The sequence below is a fragment of the Aurantimonas sp. 22II-16-19i genome (assembly GCF_002088275.1).
In the GTDB taxonomy this organism is placed as follows: Bacteria; Pseudomonadota; Alphaproteobacteria; order Rhizobiales; family Rhizobiaceae; genus Jiella.
Genome location: NZ_AQQS01000056.1, coordinates 1 through 21,815, shown reverse-complemented (window position 1 = coordinate 21,815; position 21,815 = coordinate 1). Strand labels below are relative to the sequence as shown.

16 protein-coding genes are annotated in these 21,815 nt (G+C 62.0%); 7 read left to right on the top strand and 9 right to left on the bottom strand.

Annotation, left to right across the window (positions count from 1 at the left end; all coding sequences use genetic code 11):
- Positions 1–47 precede the first annotated feature (47 nt).
- Positions 48–401: a hypothetical protein gene (locus tag ATO4_RS25790; RefSeq protein ID WP_083594902.1), complete on the bottom strand. Its 354-nt coding sequence runs from the start codon at positions 399–401 to the stop codon at positions 48–50.
- A 429-nt stretch (positions 402–830) separates the two neighbouring features.
- On the opposite strand from ATO4_RS25790, the gene ATO4_RS25785 reads away from it, so the two are divergent.
- The 4 genes from ATO4_RS25785 to ATO4_RS25770 all read left to right on the top strand — a co-directional run bounded on the left by ATO4_RS25785 (position 831) and on the right by ATO4_RS25770 (position 6,098).
- Complete coding sequence (locus ATO4_RS25785) at positions 831–1,841, top strand: NAD-dependent epimerase/dehydratase family protein (protein ID WP_083594898.1); 1,011 nt, start codon at positions 831–833, stop codon at positions 1,839–1,841.
- Between the two features lie 161 nt (positions 1,842–2,002).
- The gene (locus ATO4_RS25780) at positions 2,003–3,451 is read left to right on the top strand and encodes an exopolysaccharide biosynthesis polyprenyl glycosylphosphotransferase (protein WP_176223182.1); all 1,449 of its coding nucleotides are present in this window, start codon (positions 2,003–2,005) and stop codon (positions 3,449–3,451) included.
- Between the two features lie 146 nt (positions 3,452–3,597).
- Entirely contained in the window at positions 3,598–5,004 is a 1,407-nt protein-coding gene (locus ATO4_RS25775; protein ID WP_348626484.1) for a UDP-glucose/GDP-mannose dehydrogenase family protein, read from the top strand.
- A gap of 2 nt (positions 5,005–5,006) precedes the next feature.
- On the top strand, positions 5,007–6,098 hold the full coding sequence (locus ATO4_RS25770; RefSeq protein ID WP_083594894.1) for a hypothetical protein: 1,092 nt from the start codon (positions 5,007–5,009) through the stop codon (positions 6,096–6,098).
- A 205-nt stretch (positions 6,099–6,303) separates the two neighbouring features.
- Here ATO4_RS25770 and ATO4_RS25765 read toward each other — a convergent pair whose 3' ends face one another.
- From ATO4_RS25765 to ATO4_RS25745, 5 genes are all read right to left on the bottom strand, one after another.
- Entirely contained in the window at positions 6,304–7,116 is an 813-nt protein-coding gene (locus tag ATO4_RS25765) for a glycosyltransferase family 2 protein (protein WP_083594892.1), read from the bottom strand.
- Positions 7,113–8,438 carry a hypothetical protein gene (locus ATO4_RS25760; protein WP_139802706.1) on the bottom strand — a complete coding sequence of 442 codons (1,326 nt, stop codon included), beginning with the start codon at positions 8,436–8,438 and terminating at the stop codon, positions 7,113–7,115. Before ATO4_RS25760 ends, ATO4_RS25765 begins: the two co-directional genes overlap by 4 nt.
- 168 nt (positions 8,439–8,606) lie before the next feature.
- Complete coding sequence (locus ATO4_RS25755; RefSeq protein WP_083594888.1) at positions 8,607–9,833, bottom strand: GNAT family N-acetyltransferase; 1,227 nt, start codon at positions 9,831–9,833, stop codon at positions 8,607–8,609.
- Between the two features lie 110 nt (positions 9,834–9,943).
- The gene (locus ATO4_RS25750) at positions 9,944–11,314 is read right to left on the bottom strand and encodes a GNAT family N-acetyltransferase (protein WP_176223181.1); all 1,371 of its coding nucleotides are present in this window, start codon (positions 11,312–11,314) and stop codon (positions 9,944–9,946) included.
- A gap of 171 nt (positions 11,315–11,485) precedes the next feature.
- Entirely contained in the window at positions 11,486–12,595 is a 1,110-nt protein-coding gene (locus ATO4_RS25745; RefSeq protein WP_176223180.1) for an acyltransferase, read from the bottom strand.
- A 645-nt stretch (positions 12,596–13,240) separates the two neighbouring features.
- Here ATO4_RS25745 and ATO4_RS25740 point away from each other — a divergent pair.
- The gene (locus tag ATO4_RS25740) at positions 13,241–14,497 is read left to right on the top strand and encodes a GNAT family N-acetyltransferase (RefSeq protein ID WP_139802705.1); all 1,257 of its coding nucleotides are present in this window, start codon (positions 13,241–13,243) and stop codon (positions 14,495–14,497) included.
- A gap of 210 nt (positions 14,498–14,707) precedes the next feature.
- Here the strand turns inward: ATO4_RS25740 and ATO4_RS25735 are convergent, their stop codons facing one another.
- The 3 genes from ATO4_RS25735 to ATO4_RS25725 form a co-directional block, all read right to left on the bottom strand.
- Positions 14,708–16,135: a right-handed parallel beta-helix repeat-containing protein gene (locus tag ATO4_RS25735; protein WP_139802704.1), complete on the bottom strand. Its 1,428-nt coding sequence runs from the start codon at positions 16,133–16,135 to the stop codon at positions 14,708–14,710.
- A 135-nt stretch (positions 16,136–16,270) separates the two neighbouring features.
- Positions 16,271–17,698 (bottom strand): mannose-1-phosphate guanylyltransferase/mannose-6-phosphate isomerase, encoded by a 1,428-nt coding sequence (locus tag ATO4_RS25730; RefSeq protein WP_083594877.1) that lies wholly within the window; start codon positions 17,696–17,698, stop codon positions 16,271–16,273.
- Positions 17,699–17,764: 66 nt separating this feature from the next.
- Positions 17,765–19,180, bottom strand: a complete 1,416-nt coding sequence (locus tag ATO4_RS25725; protein WP_083594874.1) for a polysaccharide biosynthesis/export family protein — start codon at positions 19,178–19,180, stop codon at positions 17,765–17,767.
- 430 nt (positions 19,181–19,610) lie between these two features.
- Here ATO4_RS25725 and ATO4_RS25720 point away from each other — a divergent pair, with 430 nt between their 5' ends.
- Positions 19,611–20,585, top strand: coding sequence for a UDP-glucuronic acid decarboxylase family protein (locus ATO4_RS25720; RefSeq protein ID WP_245308928.1), 975 nt, complete (start codon positions 19,611–19,613; stop codon positions 20,583–20,585).
- On the top strand, positions 20,582–21,439 hold the full coding sequence (locus tag ATO4_RS25715; protein WP_245308927.1) for a WecB/TagA/CpsF family glycosyltransferase: 858 nt from the start codon (positions 20,582–20,584) through the stop codon (positions 21,437–21,439). The genes ATO4_RS25720 and ATO4_RS25715 overlap by 4 nt, the downstream gene beginning before the upstream one ends.
- Positions 21,440–21,815 lie beyond the last annotated feature (376 nt).

Here is a 21,815-nt window from a genome sequence, read left to right as displayed (position 1 = left end):
GCTCCATCCTATTTGGAAGTTGGAGCCTCCGGCAAACCCGGGGCGGTTCACACCGTCTCGGGATATCCCGCCCGAATTGATCCATCTGCGGCTTCGTCGGTGGCGCGGCGTAGCCCCTCCTGCGTCTGGCCGCTCGCTACGAACAGATCCCCCTCCCTCTGCACGCTGCCGATGGCATGGGAACCGCTCAGTACGGCGCCTTCGGCTCCCAGGAATGACTGGTTGTCCTTGGGATCAAGTGACTCGGTGAGGCGATGGATCCCCTTCTCGAACAAGAAGGTCGCGCCCGTCGGCGCGGCATCGATCTTTGCCTGATAGCTGTCCCCGACTCGAAGAACGATTGCATCGCCCGGCATCGAGATGTCGCGAGGACCGTAAGTAGTACCGATGGAAAGTGCCATTGATTTTTAGCTAGCTCCACTTTTAGTTTGGAGGCTATTCTTTCGCGAAACAAGGCTTCGCTGTGTCCTTTGAAACATATCCGGCAGTTGTAGGTCGACACCGCCTCGGACATTCACAATCGTCTTGGATTGTCTGAAAAGATGGGATCAAAAGCGTGATCCACATGATCGCGCAATGGTTGAACATTACATGTCTTGAATCACCTTTTTGCCGCAATTTCGATTCGCATTGAGAGGTACTTTCTTTGGAACCCTCTGCTCGAAATCGTCCCTCATATACCGACGCGATAGAATCGATCCGCAGTCTTGGTCATTCGGACAGATGCGGTGGAAACTTGGTTAATCCATTTGCAGTCGTTATCGCGAGTGAGGTTCCGGTGCAGGCTTGATCATCCTCAATAGAAGGTCAGCGCCATGTCGAATCATCCCATGAAGAAGATCCTGGTCACCGGCTCCGGTGGCTTCATCGGTCACCATCTTGCGAGCCGCCTGAAGGAGCTGGGTCATTGGGTCCGCGGGGCCGACATCAAGTTGCCCGAGTACGAAATGACGAAGGCCGACGAATTTCTCCAGGTCGACCTCAGAGAACGGGCCAGTTGTGCGTTGGCACTCCGAGGCATCGACGAGGTCTACCACCTGGCCGCCGACATGGGCGGAATCGGATACATCAGCCAGTCGCACGCCGAGATCACTGTGAACAACACGCTGATGGACCTCAACATGGTGGCTGAAGCCCAGAAGCAGGGCGTCAAGCGCTTCCTCTACTCATCCTCGGCCTGCGTCTATCCGCAGTTCCTGCAGGATGACTCCAACGTCACGCCGCTGAAGGAAGAAGACGCTTTTCCTGCACAGCCGGAAGAAGGTTACGGCCTGGAAAAGCTCTACACCGAAAAGCTCTGCCAGTACTTCACCGAAGACTACGGCATGGAGACCCGTGTCGTGCGTTTCCACAACGTCTACGGCCCTCTCGGCACCTATGATGGCGGTCGCGAAAAGGCGCCAGCAGCGATCGCCCGCAAGGTCGCCCTTGCCCCTGACGGCGGTGGAATCGAGATCTGGGGCGACGGCAAACAGACCCGCTCCTTCATGTATGTCGACGACTGCGTGGAGGGCCTGTTGCGCCTGATGGCTTCAAAGCACCGCGAGCCGCTCAACCTCGGCACCGACGAACTCGTCACAATCGACGAGCTCGTCGACATCGTCGCCGAAGCGTCCGGCAAGACTATCTATAAGCGCCACGACATCAGCAAACCGCAGGGCGTGCGGGGCCGCAACAGCGACAATTCCAGGCTCCGTCAGGTTCTCGGCTGGGAGCCCGCGATCCACCTCCGGGAGGGCATCGTCCCGACCTATAACTGGATCCAGCAGCAGGTCGCGCCTCCACTCGTTAGTGCCGGAGCCGCAGGCCGCATGGCGGCGGTCGCGTCTCCCAGCCGGTGATCCCGGCTGCAGGCCTACGCTCGCCGCACGATCCAGACGGCGAGCGCTTGACCTGAAGCCGTCATCGCCGAGTGGACATTTCGTCTCTTAGTCGCAGCCCTTTCCCAATGCCCGACCGGCGGCAGACCGCAGTGGTCAGCCTTCAGGCGTGGAGAGTTTTCATGACAAACGTAGAAGGTATATCGCGGCCGCTCCCAGTCACCTTCCGGGGCGACGTCCGCTGGCGTCGGCCGGTTGCGGTTGCCGTCGTCGCGACCGCCGATGCTCTAAGCGCGGTGGTCACGATGGTGGTGGCAAGTTCCTTTTCGGGCCTGGCCGGCTACCAGCCGTTCGATGAACCCATCATCGTCATCGCTGGGGCAGCTGCCCTGCTCCTCTGCTTGCACCAGCTGCTGGGCTTTTACGACGGCAGCCGATCCAACCCTGTCGAGCGCTTCCGCGACCGCGTTCTGGCGGCCCTGATCTTCTCGACTCCGATCGCCATCATGATGGCGAGCCACGTGCCGCTACCGCTCGCCATCGTCGCCTTTGCTCTGCTCTCATGCCTGCAGATCGTGACGGAATCGATCACTTCGGCGGTCGCCAGGCAATTGCTCGTCAACGCCGACCTATGGCGCGAACCGGTGCTGCTGATCGGTGCGGACGAGGAGACCAGCGCCCTTGCCAAGACCCTCGACGCGGCGCCCGACGGGGCGTTTCGACCGGTCGGGGTCTTCACCCCGGAAGCCTGGTCGGCAGCCACTGCGGTACGTCCCGGCGTCGGGCGCGAGAGCATCGGCCTCCGTAATCATTCCGATACCTTCCGGCATGTCGAATGCGCCCTCCTCGTCTCGAGCGGCGACCAGCGCAGAGACATGCAACTGGCCGCGGAAATCGATCTGCCGAGCGTCATCATCCTCAGGGAAATCGGGGCTCTCCAGACGCTCTGGCTGCAGCCGCGCTCGATCGGAAACGCCTTCGGCATCGAGGTGCGCCGCAGCCTTTTGGTCGCGAGGAACCTGCGCCTGAAGCGGGCCTTCGATCTCGTGGTCGCGGTGCCGCTTGCAATTGCCTGCCTCCCCATCATCGCTGCCGGCGCGCTTGCGATCTTTCTGGTCAATCCCGGTAACCCCTTCTACTCGCAGCTGCGTATTGGCCAGAACCTGCGCCCCTTCCGTGTATGGAAGTTGCGAAGTATGTATCGCGACGCCGAGCCGCGCCTTGCAGCGCATCTGGCAACGAATCCTGCCGCGCAGCGCGAATGGCTGAACCATTTCAAGCTCTCACGCGATCCGCGTATCCTCCCGATCATAGGCGCTCTGGCCCGTCGTTCGAGCCTCGACGAATTGCCGCAGCTCCTGAACGTGCTTCGGGGTGAAATGAGCCTCGTCGGACCGCGGCCGTTCCCGGATTATCATCTGGCGAGCTTCGACCGAGAGTTCTACCGTCTAAGGGCAAGCGTCACTCCCGGCCTATCCGGCCTCTGGCAGATCACCGAGCGAAGCAATGCTGATCTTTCGGCGCAGAAGCGCCTGGACACATTCTACATCCGCAATTGGTCGATCTGGCTCGACTTCTGGATCCTCATGCACACGCTCCCGGCCATCGTGATGGCGCGCGGTGCGCGCTGACGAGGCATCCTCCGGCGCATAGCGATGCGAGCCTCTCGGGGCCGTCTGCGGATAGCCACCGCTCTCCTTGCGGAAGATTCGTCGGCACTGCCGAAGCAGCGACGCGGCGCCGGCACCACTCAACGCTTAACAGCATGGAGCATGTGATGATGATGAACGTGTGCGTCCTAGGAACCGGATATGTCGGGCTCGTCACCGGCGCCTGTCTCGCCGAGATCGGACATGATGTGACTTGCGTCGATTCCGACGTCGACAAGTTGGCGGTGCTGACGCACGGCGACATCCCGATCTTCGAGCCCGGTCTTCAGAAGATAGTCCAGATGAATGCGGAAATGGGGCGCCTGCGCTTCAGCGACGATCTCCGGTCAGCGCTGGAAGCCGAGGAACTGGTTCTGTTCGTGGCTGTCGGTACGCCGACGGCCCCGGACGGATCTGCCGACCTCTCGGCACTCTTCAACGCCGTCGCCACGGTTGCAAGGCAGCGCAGCGCCAGGTGCCCGCAGGGCTTCATGATCCTTGTGGTGAAATCGACGGTGCCGGTCGGGACATGCAAGCGCGTTCAAGCGGTTCTGAGCAGTCACCTGCCGGGCAGCCAATTCGCCGTCGTCTCGAATCCGGAATTCCTACGCGAGGGCTGTGCGGTCCAAGATTTCATGCATCCGGACCGGATCGTGGTAGGCTGCACCTCGCCCCGCGCGCTGATGGCGATGCGCCGCCTTTACGCGCCGCTGATCGGGCGCGGTCATTGCCTCGTCGAGACGGACGCGGTCGAAACCTCCGAGCTGATCAAGTACGCCTCGAACGTCTTTCTGGCGACCAAGATCGGTTTGATCAACGAGTTTGCGCGCCTCTGCGAGGCGGTTGGAGCGGACGTCGTCGAACTTTCCCGCGCAATCGGCCTCGATCACCGCATCGGCGTCCACTGCCTGGTCGCAGGGCCAGGCTTCGGAGGTTCATGTTTCCCGAAGGACTTGCGGGCGCTCGTCGACCTGGCGGGCAAGCAGGAACGCCCGATGCCGATCGCCGAAGCCGTCATCGCGTCGAACGCGGAACACAAGCGCATAATGGCGATGAAGATCTGCGGCGCTCTTGATGGCGACGTCCAGGGAATGCGCATCGCGATCCTGGGCCTGAGCTTCAAGGCCGGGACCGACGATATCCGGGAAGCGCCGGCGATCGATCTCATCGCCACGCTTCTCGACCTCGGCGCCATCCTCTCGGCCTATGATCCGCACGCGAACACGCCTGCCGCGCGCCTGTTCCCCGAAGTCGACTACGCCGCCTGCGTCGAGGATGCCGTAAGCGAGGTCGATGCGATCGTCATCATGACGGAGTGGGCCGAATTCCGGGACCTCGACTGGGAACACCTTGCCAGCGTGGTATCGCAGCCCCTCGTCATCGATCTGCGCAATCACCTCGACCCGGAGCGGCTCGCCTCCTGCGGCTTCGACTATGTCGGCGTCGGTCGGCCGAAATTCAACAACGCGGCCTACGACGCCGTCCCCTTTCTCGCCATCTCCAAGGGCCAATCCTCCTCGCCCAGCGCGGCCTGATCATGCAGCCCACTCCGCAGGTCAGATACGTCCTTCTCACCGCGGGGCGGGAGCCGCTGGAACTGGATTTCGCATCGTATCGCGATCCTTATCCGGACGTGTTTCTCGGATACTACGTCGAGTGCTTTCGCGAGCTGGAGGCGGGAGGTCAGATGGACGGGCTGACCGTCTACATCGTCTGGAACTACCAAATCATCCCCGATCTCCCCTCGTATGGCGAGAACGTCGTCGTCCTGATCCTGCAAGATGAATACGGCTCGATTCCCTGGTACATCAACCGGGTGGCATGCGTCTTCAAGGCCTATGGCTTTTTGCCTCAGGTAGACCCGCGCGCCTGTCTTCAACACCCGGCCGTTCTGCTGAAGGCAACCCGGGACGGTGCCAACTGGCTCTACCACATGGCCGTCTACCTGCGGCGCAGCGGCTTCCGACCCCTCCCCCGCAACCGCGAGACGGTCCCCCTCGGCTACGCCCGTCAGATCGCACTGCCGATAGCCGAGTATCAGACCCGGCGTTATTTCATCTCCTTCGTCGGCAGCATAGAGCAGACCCATCATAAGACATGGTCGCTGCGGCGAGCGATCGGCACACCGAAGGCCATCGCGCGGTCGCAGATGTCGCGCTCGCTGAGAAGAATCGCAGCCTCCGGCATGAACGACATTTTCTATGGCCAAACCGGCACTTTCATGGAAAGCATCCTGTCGAGCGGCGCCGAGTACTCTAAAATCGTCGCCAACACGAAGATCTGTCTTGCGCCTCGAGGTTCCTCCAGCGAGACCTACCGCTTCTTCGAAGCGTTGCGCCAGGGATGCGTGGTGATCTGCGACCGCCTGCCGCCGCACTGGTTCTACAGGGGCTGTCCAGCCATCCAGATCGACGACTGGCGCAATCTCGAGAGCATCGCGCGGGATCTGCGCCGCGACGAAGGCCGGCAACTGGATTTACATCGAAGATCGCTCGAATGGTGGGAGAATGTCTGCGCGGGAGCAGCCGTCGCCCGGCGGATGGGCGCATGTCTGGCGGCATCTCGAGAGATAGCCCATTCACCACCTGAGCCGAGCGCGGCCGAGGCCCTGCGAAGACTTGCACCGTAAGGGCTTACGCGGTCAATGGAGCGTATCGCTTAGACACGGCTCGCGGGAAGGTTTCCGGCGCCTTCGAACGCCCCGACGCCACCACCGCATCCGGATCGCGCCATGTGACGCCCGCCCGGCGGACCGATCCTGATCGCTCGTCCGGTCAAGCGGGCGTTGCACCCGCTTGACCGGACAATCGCGCGTGCCCCAAAGATCGGAAGGCTTAGAAATAGGGTTGCGCCGCCGGATCGTAGCGGACGCGCACTGCCCGGCCCATCTTGCGGACCATCCAACCGGGATTGCGGAGGTTGAACCAGCATTTGAGGAACTGCTTCCAGAAAGCCCGCTCCCAATGCGACCGCGGGCCAAAACTCTCCAGAACCTGGCGGGCCTCGCGGCCAGCGCGCCTAGCATTGACGACGCTGTTGTTGGCGCCGGTTCGCCGGAAGCAGGTGAGCGGCGCGGCCACTCGGGCATATGGCTCGCGCTGCAGCGCCCGGGCGAAAAGCTCGTAGTCGCCGGCGTCCTTGTAGTCGATGTTGAACCCTCCAAGGTTCTCGAAGAGCTCCCGCGAAAAATAGGTCGACATGTGCATCACAGGATTCCAGCCGAGACAGGCCTGCATCCGAGCCGACATCCAGATCGGGGGCGCGGCGAGTTCACCGAGGCTCTCGCCTCGGCCGTCGATCCACCGGATGCCTCCGACAACCCAGCCTCGGCCACTGCGCGTGTAGGCCGTGACGATCTTAAGAAGCGCGCCGTCGAGCATCGTGTCGTCCGCGCCAAGGAAGCCGAGAAGATCCCCTCTCGAATTGAAGGAACCCTTGTTGATCGCGTCGAATATCCCCTTGTCCTTACCCTGCATGATCCGCAGACCTGCCGATCTGGCGATTTCGATGGTACCGTCGGTGCTGCCGGCATCAACGATCACATGGTCGATCTCATAGCTCGGATGGCAGTTGCGTCGGACCGAGGCGATACATGCGCCAAGAAATTCGGCACCGTTCAGCGTGGGCGTGACGACTGTGATAATCATGAACCTTCTCCTATGCTTGGAACGAACTGAGTTTTCTGGATGCTGCTGTCCGGCTCCAAGCGGCCAAGACGAAAGACGAAGGGCAGATTTGCTCGTGTTGCGCTCGGCATCACGCCGTCCAGGATAGTGAGGACAATGAACGTCGCCCGGACCACAAACCCGAATAGAGCCGCGGCGCAGGCGCCAACGATGCCGAAATATAGGACCGCTGGATAGATCATGACAGCGACGCAAAGAGTGGAGGCGAGGTCGGCGAGAAGGCCGGCGCGACCACCGTTAACGCCGTGCAGATGAGCGCAGCCAGCAGCGGCGACGTAGCAAAAAATGGCCGTGACCGCCATCAGCCGGAGCGGCGTGACGACCGCCTCGCTGTCGATGTTGGAGTCGTAGGCGAGCGCCAGCAATTCGTTTGGCAGGATCAGCATGATGATGACGAAACTGGCTACCAGCGGCAGACCGGCAATCATGTAAGGCCACGATGCGCGAAAGGCTGCGCGGTGGCCCCCGGCATAAGCCCGCGCGGCTGCCTGCGGGATGACGTTGGCGACCCCCGTCTGGATCGGATTGGTGACGTTGGCGATGTTCGCGGTGGCTTGGAACATGCCGGCCGCCGCCGGCCCGAAGGTGTAGGTCAGGACCCAGGGGAGACTCTGCCCCCTGACGATGTTGAGAACGTTGCTGCTGAGCGACCAGACGCCAAGCGACCAGAAGTCGCGGAACGTCGGCCCCAAGGGCAGCGGGGCGATTGCGAGCGGCATGAGCTGCAGGCACTGGATTCCTGCCCCGACGAGTGAGGTCAGTGCCATGACGTAGAGCGCCGAGCCAAGGTCGAGGTCGAGATTGCCAGATAAGGCCAAAACGAGAACAACCTGCCCGAGATAGCTGGCGGCATCACCGATGACGGCATCGCGGTGGCGAAAGCTCGCGAGAAGCCCGCGGCGAAATCCTTCCTGCATTTGCCCAGCGGCAAGAGCGCAGAAGGCCGCCAGGAACAAGCCGCTACCGATCAGCAGGTCGACCAGCGCCGCGAGCAACAGAGCGACTGGCATGCCGACGATGACGGTCAAGATCAACGCGGTCACGACGAGCTGCCGGAAAGGCTCCTGTGCGAGCACGGATCCGCGCACGGACAGCGGATAGAAGATCAGGGCGCCGCAGATCACCTGCATGACCGAGATGATCCCGATGAACATAGCGTAGCCGCCGTAGGCGGAGATTGAGAGATGTCGAGCCAGCACGATGTTGAACAGGAATGTTCCAAGGCTGAGCGTCGCCTGATCGAAAAGCGTCCATGAGGCCGCGGGCAATCTCGGCATCTTCACGTCGAATTCTCCCGCATCTCTTGCAATGTCGCTCCGCGCTTCGGCCGCTCTCCCTCACCTGCCACCGTCGCACCGATGATCCGGCCTTCGAAGCGGCCCTCGTCGCGGTTCATCGCGAGAAGCTGCAGTTGACGGCTCAGCTCGTTTTCCGGCAGCCTCGGCGCCGCTTCAACGCTTCTTTGGTGGTAGTCGGTATGGCGGTCTCCCGCGGATGCGGCGCAAAATGGCTGAGACATCCCGGCGCTCGGCAAGCAGCCGGTCACGCAGCCGGCGCAGCATCTCCTTGATCCGACGCCTGCCGCGGACTTTTGCCGCCAAAAAATCCAACGTAGCCCGCCGCCGGGGCCGGACGTCAATCAACACGTCGAGGAGTTCGTGGCGCGCAGCCCAGCGCTCGGCCTGCATCCCAGTGTCACGGTGGTTGCAAGAATCTGTCATCGTCAGCCGCGGGTCAGCCAGGAGCTGCTCGCTCGTCCATTCCAACAGGGCAAGACCGGGCGAGAACGGCGCGTAGCTTTCGTCATAGGCGGTGCGCCAAGTAAAGGCGTGCGGACCCGCATAAAAGATGATTCCCATGGCAAGCACCTTGCCGTCCAGCCGGATAGTATGGATCGACACGTTGCCGGTCTTCGCCAGATCGCGGACTGCATGCCTCGAGAGCGCAGCCGTCACCGGGTCGGATAGCAGGGCGGTGCCGCGTTTGCCTTTCCATCCTGAGGCCTCGAGTTCGAGAAACTCCTCCATGTGCGCAACGACCAAGTCCGGCCCGCGGATGTCCGTCACCGTGACCGTGCCGGATCGGGCCAGCTTCTTACGTCTTCGCTCGAACGCCCGCTGCCGCGACCTTGCGCATTCCTCGACCTTGGGACCGGCTTCGCCGTGCACCAGCTTTGCCCGCTGGCGCCGCTCGACGAGCGCGACGCTCATCTGATGTCCGGCGGCAACCGATAGCAGATCATCCAGCAACTCGGCGCTCAGATCACCGATCTCGACGAGTTTGGGAAGCCATCGATGGTCACGGATGAGACACAGCATCGATTGCAGTGCCGGCGAAACAAAGTTGCGGTGGAGCACCGGCGATCCAAGATAGGCAAGATGACTGACCGGGGAGACGGCGAGCCTCGTCGGCCAGGACAGAGGAGACCGCAAGCAGGTCACGAGCAGCACGCCAACCAACTCTGCCCTGTCAGCGCTGGAGCGGTCGCGCCAGGCAAGGATCACATGGACGTTGCGGGGCGATGCCTTGTCGGCCGCCGCCGCGAACTCTGGACTGGCAAAGACGTTTGGGACGAGCGCTCGATTGCTGAGAGCCTGCCATTCGTTGCGAAGTCGCCGGTAGCGAGAGGCGCTGATGATCGTTGACCGGAAATCGCCGGACTGCACGTCGTGCTCCATGATGTCCGGGCACCTCCCATTCGTCTCATAAGTCCATGTCCTCGAAGCTCTCGCGGCCTGGATGGGCGTGGTCGTCGACAAGGCGCTCTCGGCTCCGGAATCACTGGCGGTCAACGATGGTCCCGCCGTCTCGACGAGACTTCGGGAAAGGGCGAGTATTGGCGGGCATCCGGTCCCACACCCGAACGAAGACGGCTGGCTAACTGCCGCATCTGGCGAAGCGCCCTTCGTGCCAAGGCCTTCATCTGCCAGCTCGCAAGCAGTTGCCCTTTCACAAGCGAGTAGTGCAGGAGATTAGCCGACCCGACGTTGATCAGCGCGCTGGTGACGGGTTTGCGGCCGTGCCAGAATTCGCTCATGTAGCCTTCGTCATGGTGGTTGCATGAATCCGCGAATGTCAGGGCCCGATCGTCAAGAAGAGCGCCAGTGACGTCTTCGAGAAGCAGCAATCCGGGGGAGTATTCACGAAGCGCTTCGTCATAGCTGCTCTTCCAGGTGAAGACACCCGCTCCCGACTGGAGAACGATCCTGACTGCCACCGCCCTTCCATCGAGACGGAGAACGAAGAGACGCGCCAGGCGGCGAGCTGCCAAGCCTTGGACGACCTCGCGGGCGTAGAATGCCGCGTCGGCGTCGAGCAGCAGGGCGCGGCCGCGCGCCGTGCGACGCCCCTTCCACCCCGCCCCTTCGAGTGCCAGAAACTCTTCGAGCGCCGCTGCGAGGTCACCGGCGTCGACGATCTCGTCCACCGCCAAATCCCCGAGCCGCGCCAACCTTCGCCGCCGGCGGTCCATCGAGCGTTTGCGGTTCTTCGAAACAGCCGCGCCGGAATCCGGCGGCATAGACTGGATTCCGAGTTCCGGACGCTGCCGCATATCGAAAAGCCGATACCTACCGCCCTGCTGGAGGCTTGCGGCCTCAAGTGCCGCGAGAAACCCGCGCGAGGCATCGAGGTGAGCAAGCTCGACGAGCTTGGGAAGATCGGGCTCTGCCTCGATTGCCTCGAACATGCTGGCCAACACATGGCCCGCCATGGCTCGATCGATCACTGGCGTCGACAGCGGTGCATGGGGATGGATCGGCGCGACGAGCACCCGTGAGCCGCTGAAGTAGAGGGTGCTCGGTTCGAGCAACGCCCACGCTCCGACCAGCCGCCGCGTGCAGGAAGCATCGTCCCACACGAGGACGACGCGCAAGGCACCGCGACAGACCGCCGCCGCCGCCAACACGGCGACCGGCTCCATGAAGACGTTGGGATGGAGAGACCGCTCCACGAGTTCCCGCCACTCCGCCTCCAGTTTGATGAATTCGGCTGGTGACGTAATCTGAGCTTTGAGTGGAGGGATGACGCCAGGAAGCGGGCTGCGTCCGGCACCGGAATGCACCGGTGGCACGTCGACGACCAACCGGGTGTCGATCGGCCCGGTCTCGAACGACGTCGTGCCGGGAACTGGTCTCGAATGGTAAGGGATGTAGGTCATAGGACAGCCTGTAATCGAGAGCTCCATCGACAACTGAGCCGAAACGGGCACGGCGTCGCCCCAAGTTTCCGGGCTAACCCCTTCGATCCGATGCATCCGAAAAGCCTTTGAGGAGCACGGATCGCGCTTCAGACCGGCCGGAAGCGCCGTTCCCGCTCTTCGGAGCGCCGGTTAGCGCTCGACACCGTCTAGCGCCGGCTGGAGGACGGGATCGTCGACGGGACCCGGCTCGTCCGGAACATCCGGCACGGGCTTGCGTGGCAGCAGCTTGTCTCTCAGCCAGCGATCGAGAGGACGCTCGACGAAGGCGAAGATCGCTACTCCGGCAGCGATCGCGGCGGCGCAGCCCAATATTCTGGCCGGGACATCGAAGGCGACCGCCGGAGGCAACACGACGCCTAGCACCTTCCCGAGAATGGACAATACGAACCAGTGGGAAAGGTAGATGCTGTAAGAAGCCTCGCCCGCAAATGCCAGTACAGCCCCGCCGCGCCCGAGACGACCGATCATGGGCTGTAGCGCCATGAGTGTCACGACGCCGACGCCGGCGATCAGGATCCGCGCCATCAACGCGCGGTCATGTCCGCTGCTAATGGCGAAGGCGAAGGCGAAGACGGTGCCGAAGATCGCAAGGGGGACCGCGCCATCCATCAGGTGTCGCCGGAGACCGTGCAGAAGCCAGCCGAACCCGAAGCCGAACATGTAGGGACTCAGAAGATGGTCGAGGATCGCACTGCTGGAAATCGCGTCGGGAATGGCAGCACCGCACAGACCAAGCGAGGCGAGGATCGTGGAGAGGATCCAGCGATGCTTCCAAACCGGGCCGGCGGTCGCAGCGACAAGACAGAGCATGACCAGACAGTAGAATACGATTTCGTATTCCAGCGTCCATCCCACCATGAGCGTCGGAAAGACGTTCTGCGGCACGATCAGATAGGATTCGAGGATCGAGGCGCGCGCCAGCGAACCGCCCAGCACCCAGTGCGGACTGATCACTGCTGCCAGAACGACGAGCGACGTAAACATCCAATAAAGCGGGTAGATCCGGATGACGCGGCGGATTGCGAAGTTCCATGCCTTGGGCTCGTGCGAGCTCACGAGCGACATCAGAAAGCCGGAGACGATGAAGAAGACCTCCACTCCGATACCGCCGAAGAAGGCATAGTCCGAAGTCTGGATCGAATAGTTCGAGAACCGCTTCGTCATAAGGTCGCTGTGCCACAGCATCACCTCAACCGCGGCGAATGCACGCAACCACTGGATCGCCATGTTGCGACCCATTCCGAGCACAGTTCCTTCTCGCATTACGTCCCCCTTTCGAGACCGCAGAGGGTTGTGGGCTGCCTCGATGGCCGCGGTGGTCGCACGGAGATTGTGGCGGGCAGGCCTCGGCCGCTGAGTTGCAAAGCTGGAGGTGGCCACCCATACCCCGGCTCGAGAGGGTACTGTTCAGGTTCGGACGGACTACCTCCGCCTGAACCAGCCTGCAGAAAGGGCTAGACAATTGATCTGATCCGTCTTGACGTTGCGCGAACGCCTCTAGCGCAGAGGCGCTGTCCAGCCCGCGACGCCGGTCGCTAGTCGGTTGTCTCATTCGATCGGCACTTCCGATGTTGCCGGACGTCGACACGAGGTATCTGGATCAGCTCATCAGCGCCTTACCATTCGTACCGCTGAGTCGGTCGAGGGGCCGCGCCCGGCGGCGCGCGAGCGCTGTGCCTAAGGCCTCCGCCGCTGGACAGATAGCTGCCTTTGACGGAGCGGCCCCATGGAGAAATCGACCTGAAGGTGTACTCCGAGAGCCGGTTTGGTGAAACTAGGTGTCATTGTAGGCTCAGTGGCGCAGCCCGACTCGACCGTCTACGCAGGCCATCGTCGTGCGGTGCGGCGTTGTCTCCGCCTTTCAGATCATGCGAAGCGCAGGGTTTGCGTACGTCGATTGTCTTATGGGCCTTAGCCATTCAACATGAAGAGGGTTCACCCTTGTCTGTGGCACCAGCAGCATTTCAAGCCAATCCTTTCAGCCAGAGCGGCAACGCGGCCCAGGAGGTCCTTACAGACAGGATGCGGCCGAAGGCGGTCATCCTCGACGAGATTTCGGTCGTAGCATCTGCATGGAAGGAACTTCGAGGGCGACAGACTGCCCCGAATTTTTACCAAAGCTACGAATGGTGCTCCGCCTGGGTTCGCTCGTGCAGCGCGGCCGGTCGTCCAGAGACGGTCCGGACGGTGACTGTCTGGCAGGGCGATTGCCTGGTGCTGCTGTGGCCCCTCTCCCTGCGCTCCCTGGGGCCTTTTCGCATCCTTCATTCGCTGGGCGAGCCCGCAACGCAATACAGCGATGTGCTCGTCGACGATTCGCCCCTCGCAGCCGCATGGTTCGAGACCGCTTGGAAGGCGATCGCCGCGATGGACGGCGTCGATGCCCTCCATCTGAAACATGTGCGATGGGACTCTTCGCTCGAGCGTCTCACGCCGAAAAAGCAACGTTGGCTGCAGCTCTTGTCGGACAGTTCCCCGTTCATCGTCAAAACGCCCGAAAGCGGCGAAGTCACGCCGCGGCGCCAGCGGCGAAACCGCAGTGGCCGCAGCATCAGTTCCCTGAAGCGGCACATGAAGAAGCTGCAGCGCTTCGGCGCAGTGACCTTCGAGGACGTGCCTCGCTGCAATCACCGCGCCGCCGTTCAGCAGGCCCTGGCACTGAAGTCGGACTGGCTTGACGCCCGCGGCATGGCCAGCGCCGGCTATCTTCATCCAGGCAATCGGAATACAATCCTGACCCTCGCCGAAGAGGGACACTTCATGATCAGTCGCATGCTCGTCGGCGGCGAGACCGCCGCGATCGAGGTCGGCGTCGCCGACCGCGGGCACTACTACTCGATGATACAGAGCTATGATCAACGCTTTGCCTCCCAGTCGCCGGGCCGGCTGCTTCTCTGGCATCTTCTGGAAAAGAGTGACGGGATCGAGAAATTCGACTTCCTACCTCCCAACCTTCCGCACAAAAGCGAATGGACGGAGTGGTCGACCGACGTTACCGACTATGTCGTTCCCTTGACGATGCGGGGCTGGCTGATCGCGCGGTATCTCGTCAGCGTCCGGGGGATGCTGGTCACGACGTTCGATCGTTTGCCGACACCTCTCCGCCGGCGGCTGTCGAGGCTGAAGACGGTCTTTTACTGAGACGCCCAAGGCGTTGCTACTGCCGTCCAAGGGATGGGGTGACGGGGACTAGCGGTCGTAGGCGGGTAGAGCGGAGTGTCTCGCCTGGTCCCACAACTGCTCCAACGGCGCTCGGCAGGAGCGGCTGCGGAGAGGTCGGTGGACGCTGAACCCGTCCAAGGCGGGATAGATCGTTCGCCGCCGAGACGCCGTTGACCCCCGCGAGCCTCGTCAGTCCCCTGCGGCGGGGACGGCGTTTACCGTCAGGGTGGTGCCGCGGTCCTGCCCGAGCCGCTGAAAGCCGGCGAAGTCGTATTCCCCGTCGCCCCAACCGAAGAGGATGCGGCCGCCTCTCGGAACGGAGTAGGAATTGGACCGGTAAAGGTTGTCGCCCGTCTCGATGATCCCCTCGTTCATCTCGCCTGGGTGGACGTCGCTGACGCCGCCCATCCTGCCGAAGGCTCCCTCGAAACGCACGAGATTGCCGGTGATGGTGTTGCGGCGGGTTTCGTAGAAGCCTCCTGAATCGCGCTCCCTGCCCTGGTCGATCAATGCGATTCCGGTACCGTCCGGCCGGACCTTGATGACATTGTCCGCGACGACGACGTCCCGGGAGGCGGCGATCAGGATGTTCGCACCCCAGTACCAGTTTCCCGCCCGGACTCCATTGCCCCTTAGAAGGTTGCCGCGAACGATCGCGTCGTAACTGATCTCATGGAAGATGCCGGCGCCGTCGTTGTTCTCGACGCGGTTCGCTTCGTAGAGCGTGCCGGAACATCCGATGTCGCACCACAGGCCTGGGCCGCGATTATCGTGGACGAAGTTCCCGCGAATGGTCGCGTTGCGGGTCTGTGCGCCCTTCAGGCCGCCCCCTTCCCAAGCCGGGTCGTAGCCGCGCCAGTTGTTCCGGGCGATCTCGTTGCCCTCGATGGAAATGTCGAAGCTCGACAGGCTGATGCCAAGCTGGCCGTTGTCGCTCACGAGATTTCCCGCAACACGGCTTTGCGGCCCGGCAAGGACGCCAAGGCCACTGTTCGACCGGATGGTGTTGTGAATGATACTCCACCCCGTCGCGAGGGGATCGGCGTCGTGGTAGACCGCGCCTTCCTGGGCCGGGTTGGCGTATTTTTCGATGGTCAGGTTCTCGACGACAACGTTGCTGGCGCGATTGGCCAGGAAGGCGTGAGTCGCAGCCGTCATTTCAATGCTCCGGCCGGTCGGATCGTCGGAAAGAACGATCGAGCCGCCGGCACGGTCGAAGAAGAAATAGCCGCTGCGCAGCCTGTCCGTGCTCGACGCCTGCTCCATGGGCTCCCCATCGAGAAACACCTGTTCGAGATGGTCGCAGTTAGGCTTTTCCGGCAGGCAAACCCCGCGACGATTCTGCTCGATGACGAAGGCATCGGCGACCCATTGTCCTCCGACGGCGCGAAACGGGCCGAGTGGCTTGGCTCCGCTAAGAACCGCGCCTGGCTCACCGAAGAAGCGCTGCCCGTCTTTCGGCGCGATCGATTCGCCGCGGTGAATGCCGGCCGCGATGCAGAATATCGTGCCCGGTGGCGATGCGGCGGCCACCGCGGCGACCGCGTCTCCTACGCCGATGCGAATTGCGCCTGCCGGACAGGGCTTTTCCCGAGGCCCGACCAGTGGGGTGGACAAAGCCGGCCAATCGACTTCAGCGTGGCCCTCACCACCCACACCGCTCGGAATGACGGATGCCCCAGTTCCGCCCACGAGGACCAGCAGGCAGATCCTTGCACCATTTCGCCTGAAGAGCCCCCGCACCGCGACACCCTACTCCGCAGCGGTCAGGATGGCGCGGTCGTACACGTCATCGATGCGGATGATGTCATCCTCCCCGAGGTAGCTGCCATACTGGACCTCGATGATCTCGAGCAGGCTGTCACCGGGGTTTTCCAGCCGGTGTACAGCGCCGAGCGGGATTTCGGCGTGCTGGTTGGGCGTCAGGATTGAGACCGTATCGTCGACGGTCACGCGAGCCGTTCCGGTCACCACCACCCAGTGCTCCGCCCGATGGCGATGCTTCTGGAGCGATAGCCGCCCGCCTGGATACACCCCGAGCCGCTTGACTTTGAAAGTCTCGCCGAGGTCGCGGATCTCGAACCAGCCCCAGGGTCGGTAGTCCCTCGCATGGGCGACCGCTTCGCGAACGCCGCGCCGGGCTAGGTTGTCGACGAGCGTCTTGACCGATCCGGCGCTGCGCCGATCTGCGACCATGACGGCGTCTGGCTCGACGATTACCACGAGATCGCGGACCCCTACGATCGAGGTCAGCGTGCCGCAGGATCGCACCAGGCAGTTAGTACTGTCGAGCGTCTCCACTTCGCCTTCGACGACATTGCCAGCATCGTCGCGGCGGCCGATCTGCCAGACCGAATCCCACGTCCCGACGTCGGACCACGCCCACTCGGCTGGCACAACAGCGGCCAGATCCGTCCGTTCCAAGATGGTATAGTCGATCGACGATCTCGCTGTTGCGCCATAGTCCACACCGAGCAGCAGCGCGCCGTCTATCGGCTTCATGGCATCCACCGCTCGCTTGGCTGCTTCGAAGCTGTTCCGATCGAGACGGGCATATTCCTCGATCAAAGCCTCCGCCTGAACGAGGAAGTTGCCTGAGTTCCACAGGAAACCGGATGCGATATAGCCGACGGCGGTGACGCGGTCGGGCTTTTCGACGAAGCGGCTGACCCGCGTCACCGGGCCTGTCAAGACTTGGCCAGGCTCGATATAACCGTACCCGCTTGCTGGACTGTCAGGCTTGATGCCGAAGGTGACGATCAGCCCTGCCGCAGCCGCCGGCACGGCTTCGTCGACGCTGCAATGGAACGCCTCGGGACGCCCGATGGCATGATCGGAGGCGAGGATCAGCGCGATCTCGCCGTCTCCTTCGGAGGCGATATGTAGACAACCGGCAAGGATGGCAGGGCCTGACTCCCTCGCCTCGGGTTCGAGCAGCACGGTTGCAGCAAGACCGATCGCCCGGAGCTGACGTTCCACCTCGAAGCGGTAACTCAGCGCCGTTACGATCACCGGCCGCCCGTAGCGGTTCGGATCGCTGACCCGAAGAACCGTATCCTGAAAGAGCGAGCGTTCACCGTGCAGCGTCAGGAACTGCTTCGGCATCGTATCGCGCGAGACTGGCCAGAGCCGCTTGCCGGATCCACCGGACAGGATCAGCGGACGAATGAGTGCACGCATGAGCTATTCTCCGAATGAAAAAAAGCGAAGAGAGAAGTTGCAGTTGGAGCACGAGGCGGTTCGGCGTCAGCGCTGAGTCAGCAAACCCGCGTGCGGCACTGCGGTGACGGCACCGGGTCGTCTCACTTCGGGCTCGGGAAGCGCCAAGCCGTTCGCCGCCGCCTGATTTGACGAACCGCCGCCGCCCGTGCCGAACTGCACGAGATCACCGGGCCAGATTTCCGCCATACGACCTGCCGGCAAGGTTTCGAGTTTGCCGCCACGATAACGACGGATCGTGATGATCGGGGATCCGTCAGCCTCGAGGAGGTTTACCGGCGTCTGGTCAAGCTTCAGTTGTCTTGCCTTTACGGCAACTGGCAGCAAACTTTCTGTTACGGCGATCTGCAACCTGTTGGCTTGAAGATCGGCCATGATCCGACCGCGATAGCCGGTCTGCAGTTCTTGCAGCTTGAGATCCGTCTCCACCAGCAGCGACTTCGAGCGCGTCAGGCTTCCGAGGATGCTGGCTAGGTTTGCCCGGCTCTTGTTCTTTTCACGCTGTATCTCGATCAGCGTCGACTTCTTCGTCAGCCCGTTGCGGACGAGCCCCGTCAGATCCGCGATCTGGTTGTCGAGAAACTCGGTTTGTTCCTTTTCGAGTTCCGCCTGCTGTTCGAAGGTGGCGATATCCGATCCGATCTGCTTGACCTGCTCCTTGAGAAGTCCGGCCTGCCCTTCCTGGGAAGAGCGTTCGAAATCGAGGATCTGTTTTTCGCCATCGGCGAGTTTCGTGAAGACCGCCGCCTCCGCTTCGGGAACCTCCGGCAGATCCATCTCGCCCCCGGCCAGTTGGGCCTCGAGCCTGGCGTTGCGGACCATCTGACCGAGATAAGCGAGCTTGAGCGAGTTGAGGCGTTCGTCAGCCTGCAGAAGATCTGCCTTGAAGGCAGCTTCCTCGCCGCTGAGGCGCGCTGTGCCGCCGGCAAGCGCCACGAGCGCCTCGACAGTCATGCCGTCGAAGAATGTGTAGCGACCGGGCGAGCGCACCGCGCCGATGATAGTCACCGGCCGCAACTCCGCCAGCCGGACGCTGATCAAGGGATTTTGGATGTAGCCATCGGCAAAGCGCCGCGTCAGTTCACGCTGCAGCTCCTGCGTCGACACACCGGAAGCCTGGATGACGCCCAGAAGCGGCAAGGTCAGGGCGCCGTCCGGTTCGACGAAGTAGCTTCCGGATATGTCGGGCTGCTCGAAGACCACGATCGAGAGTCGGTCGCCTGGGGCGAGCGCGTATTTTTGCTGTGCTGCAGATGCCTCGGCCACACTGGAGGATTGCGTCCGTCGCTCCGCACCCTCGTCATCGGCCCGGACTGCGACAGGGAAAGCGACTGCGAAGCCGAGCGCCATCGCAAATCCGGTCGGGACAAGCGCTCTGTCCTGACCGGCCTTTCGCAAGAGCGAGAATTTTCCACTGAGGAGACGAAAGGCGGACAATTTCATCGCGGATGCTCCCGATCCATGTCGATCTCGTGAAGAGATGTTCTTCCCGAGCCTAGTCCGATGAAACGATGATGATTAAGTCTGTTATGGTTACGACGCCGAGCAAAGGGATTACTTCATCCGCCTGAAGATCCATACTGCCGGATGCCGTCGCCCTCTCCACGCATGGCCCAAATGCCGTCATGATCGGCATGCATCGAGATTATTCATAGTCCGAAAGTGGTGCCCCTTCTACTCGCATTCCGTCGAGACGGCCGGGCAACGATCTTCGCAGCGCAGCACGATACGCGTTCAATGAACGATCGAGGTCGACAGGTCAGCCCGAGCGAACGCCTCTCGGGCTGACCCGAGGAACAGGCGACGGCGACGATCAGCGCGCGCAATCTGCTGCAGGCAAGATGGACCGATCAATCCGAACGGGGATATGACGATGGGACGCGTACTCGTGACCGGAGGTGCCGGGTTCATCGGTGCCAATCTTTGCGAAAGGCTGTTGACAGAAGGCGATGATGTAGTTTGCCTCGACAACTTCACGACTTCGACGCGGAGCAAAATCGCTCATCTCGAACGCCATCCGCGCTTCGACCTCGTCATTGGCGATGTCCGTAACCCAATCCGTATCGATGCCGACAGGATCTACAACCTTGCCTGCCCGGCCTCGCCGCCAAAATATCAAAGCGACCCGATCTACACGACCGAAACGTCTGTCCTCGGCGCGATCAACGTCCTTGAGATGGCGCGCCGCACCGGCGCAACGGTGGTGCAGGCTTCGACCAGCGAGATCTACGGCGAACCAACGCTAACCCCGCAGCCAGAATCCTATCGCGGCAACGTCACCACCTGGGGACCGCGCGCGTGTTACGACGAGGGCAAGCGGTGCGCCGAGGCCCTCTTCTTCGATTATCGGCAGAAATATGGGGTTGATGTTCGCGTTGCCCGAATATTTAACACCTATGGACCGATGATGGAGCCCAACGACGGCCGCGTCGTCTCCAACTTCATCGTCCAGTCCCTGCGGGGCGAACCGATGACGATATACGGCGACGGCAGCCAGACCCGCTCGCTGTGTTTCGTCAGTGATCTCGTCGACGGCCTCTACCGCCTCGCGAGGCGCGCAGCGCCGTCTACCCCGGTCAATCTCGGCAATCCTAATGAGATGACGGTTCTCGAGATCGCCACGACGATCGCCAGCGTCGTCGGCCTGCCGCTGACGATCAGCCGTCAGCCGCTGCCAACCGACGACCCGACCCAGCGTTGCCCGAATACGAGTCTTGCATCCGACCTCCTCGACTGGTCTCCGCAGGTTTCGCTAACGGAAGGTCTCGTAGCGACGGTGAGTTATTTCCGCACTCGACTCGCCGGCGAACTCAACGGCGGATCGCCTCTGGCAGAGGCCGCCGAATGAACGCGCTTGCCCACCCAATCCAAAAATCGGGCGAGCCCGGACAGGCTCCTGCGCTTATGCCGCCTCCGCGCTTCGACGTCCTCACCGTGCCCGTGAGCGCGGTCAACATGGAAACAGCCGTCGCAGCCATCGAATCCTGGGCGAGTTCCGACATCCGAACCTATGTCTGCATCACCGGTGCGCACGGTATCCTCGAATGCCGCCGCGATGCCAAACTCCTTGCGATCCATCGCGATGCCGGCATGGTGACGCCGGATGGGATGCCCCTCGTCTGGACAGCTCGAGCCCTCGGCCTCAACGACGTCCACCGGGTCTATGGACCGGACCTGATGCACGCCCTCAGCCAGCGTGCCGACATCAATGGCTTGCGCCACTTCTACTACGGCGGCGCGGAAGGGATCGCCGAAAGGCTCGCCGCGTGCCTCCGGGCGCAATCGCCGCTTCTGAACGTGGTCGGGACATACACGCCACCGTTTCGCCCCCTGACCGAAGCCGAGGACATCGCGGTGATCGACATGATCAACGCGGCACGGCCCGACGTGCTGTGGGTCGGCCTGAGTACACCGAAGCAGGAACGTTGGATGCAGGCGCACCGCGACCTTCTCGACGTCCCGGTGATGATCGGGGTCGGGGCAGCCTTCGATTTCCTGTCAGGTGCAAAGAGGCAAGCGCCGAAATGGATGCAGCGCGGCGGCTTGGAATGGCTCTTCAGGCTCGGCAGCGAGCCGAGACGCCTTAGCGGAAGATACGCGGTAATCGTTCCCTATTTCGCGATTCTGTCGATCCCCCTGATGTTCGATCGGACCATACAAGCCTTCCGCATGACACGGCGCCATCCATTCTACAACCGCTAGGTCTGTTCCTGCTACTTGATTATCGAGTGTTTGTATAATATGTATATATATACTAATAACAAAATGAGTTATCTTGGTACAATGGGAAAGTTTATTTTCCTAAATCAGGTATAAATGAGCTTTACTGCCTCTATGATGTAGGTGCTGTAAAGAGGGGTCTGGATATGACAAAGCGTATCGACGTCGTAATCTGTGAATTCAACAGACTTCTCGGAGAGGGCATAGCTTCCCTGTTGCGGGAGGCCGGCTACGACCCGATGATAATCGATCTAGAGTGCTACAATTTTTCCGTGCTGGATGTGAAACATGACAGGGTCCTGTTCCTGGTCGGCGACCTAGTGGATTAACCGAGACAAAAGCATCCCTTTGGGGATTC

Excerpts from the sequence above, each read along its gene's own strand:
- ATO4_RS25790 (WP_083594902.1), bottom strand. The coding sequence starts at position 401 with ATGGCACTTTCCATCGGTACTACTTACGGTCCTCGCGACATCTCGATG.
- ATO4_RS25785 (WP_083594898.1), top strand. The coding sequence starts at position 831 with ATGAAGAAGATCCTGGTCACCGGCTCCGGTGGCTTCATCGGTCACCAT.
- ATO4_RS25780 (WP_176223182.1), top strand. The coding sequence starts at position 2,003 with ATGACAAACGTAGAAGGTATATCGCGGCCGCTCCCAGTCACCTTCCGG.
- ATO4_RS25775 (WP_348626484.1), top strand. The coding sequence starts at position 3,598 with ATGATGATGAACGTGTGCGTCCTAGGAACCGGATATGTCGGGCTCGTC.
- ATO4_RS25770 (WP_083594894.1), top strand. The coding sequence starts at position 5,007 with ATGCAGCCCACTCCGCAGGTCAGATACGTCCTTCTCACCGCGGGGCGG.
- ATO4_RS25765 (WP_083594892.1), bottom strand. The coding sequence starts at position 7,116 with ATGATTATCACAGTCGTCACGCCCACGCTGAACGGTGCCGAATTTCTT.
- ATO4_RS25755 (WP_083594888.1), bottom strand. The coding sequence starts at position 9,833 with ATGGAGCACGACGTGCAGTCCGGCGATTTCCGGTCAACGATCATCAGC.
- ATO4_RS25750 (WP_176223181.1), bottom strand. The coding sequence starts at position 11,314 with ATGACCTACATCCCTTACCATTCGAGACCAGTTCCCGGCACGACGTCG.
- ATO4_RS25745 (WP_176223180.1), bottom strand. The coding sequence starts at position 12,595 with ATGGGTCGCAACATGGCGATCCAGTGGTTGCGTGCATTCGCCGCGGTT.
- ATO4_RS25730 (WP_083594877.1), bottom strand. The coding sequence starts at position 17,698 with ATGCGTGCACTCATTCGTCCGCTGATCCTGTCCGGTGGATCCGGCAAG.
- ATO4_RS25725 (WP_083594874.1), bottom strand. The coding sequence starts at position 19,180 with ATGAAATTGTCCGCCTTTCGTCTCCTCAGTGGAAAATTCTCGCTCTTG.
- ATO4_RS25720 (WP_245308928.1), top strand. The coding sequence starts at position 19,611 with ATGGGACGCGTACTCGTGACCGGAGGTGCCGGGTTCATCGGTGCCAAT.
- ATO4_RS25715 (WP_245308927.1), top strand. The coding sequence starts at position 20,582 with ATGAACGCGCTTGCCCACCCAATCCAAAAATCGGGCGAGCCCGGACAG.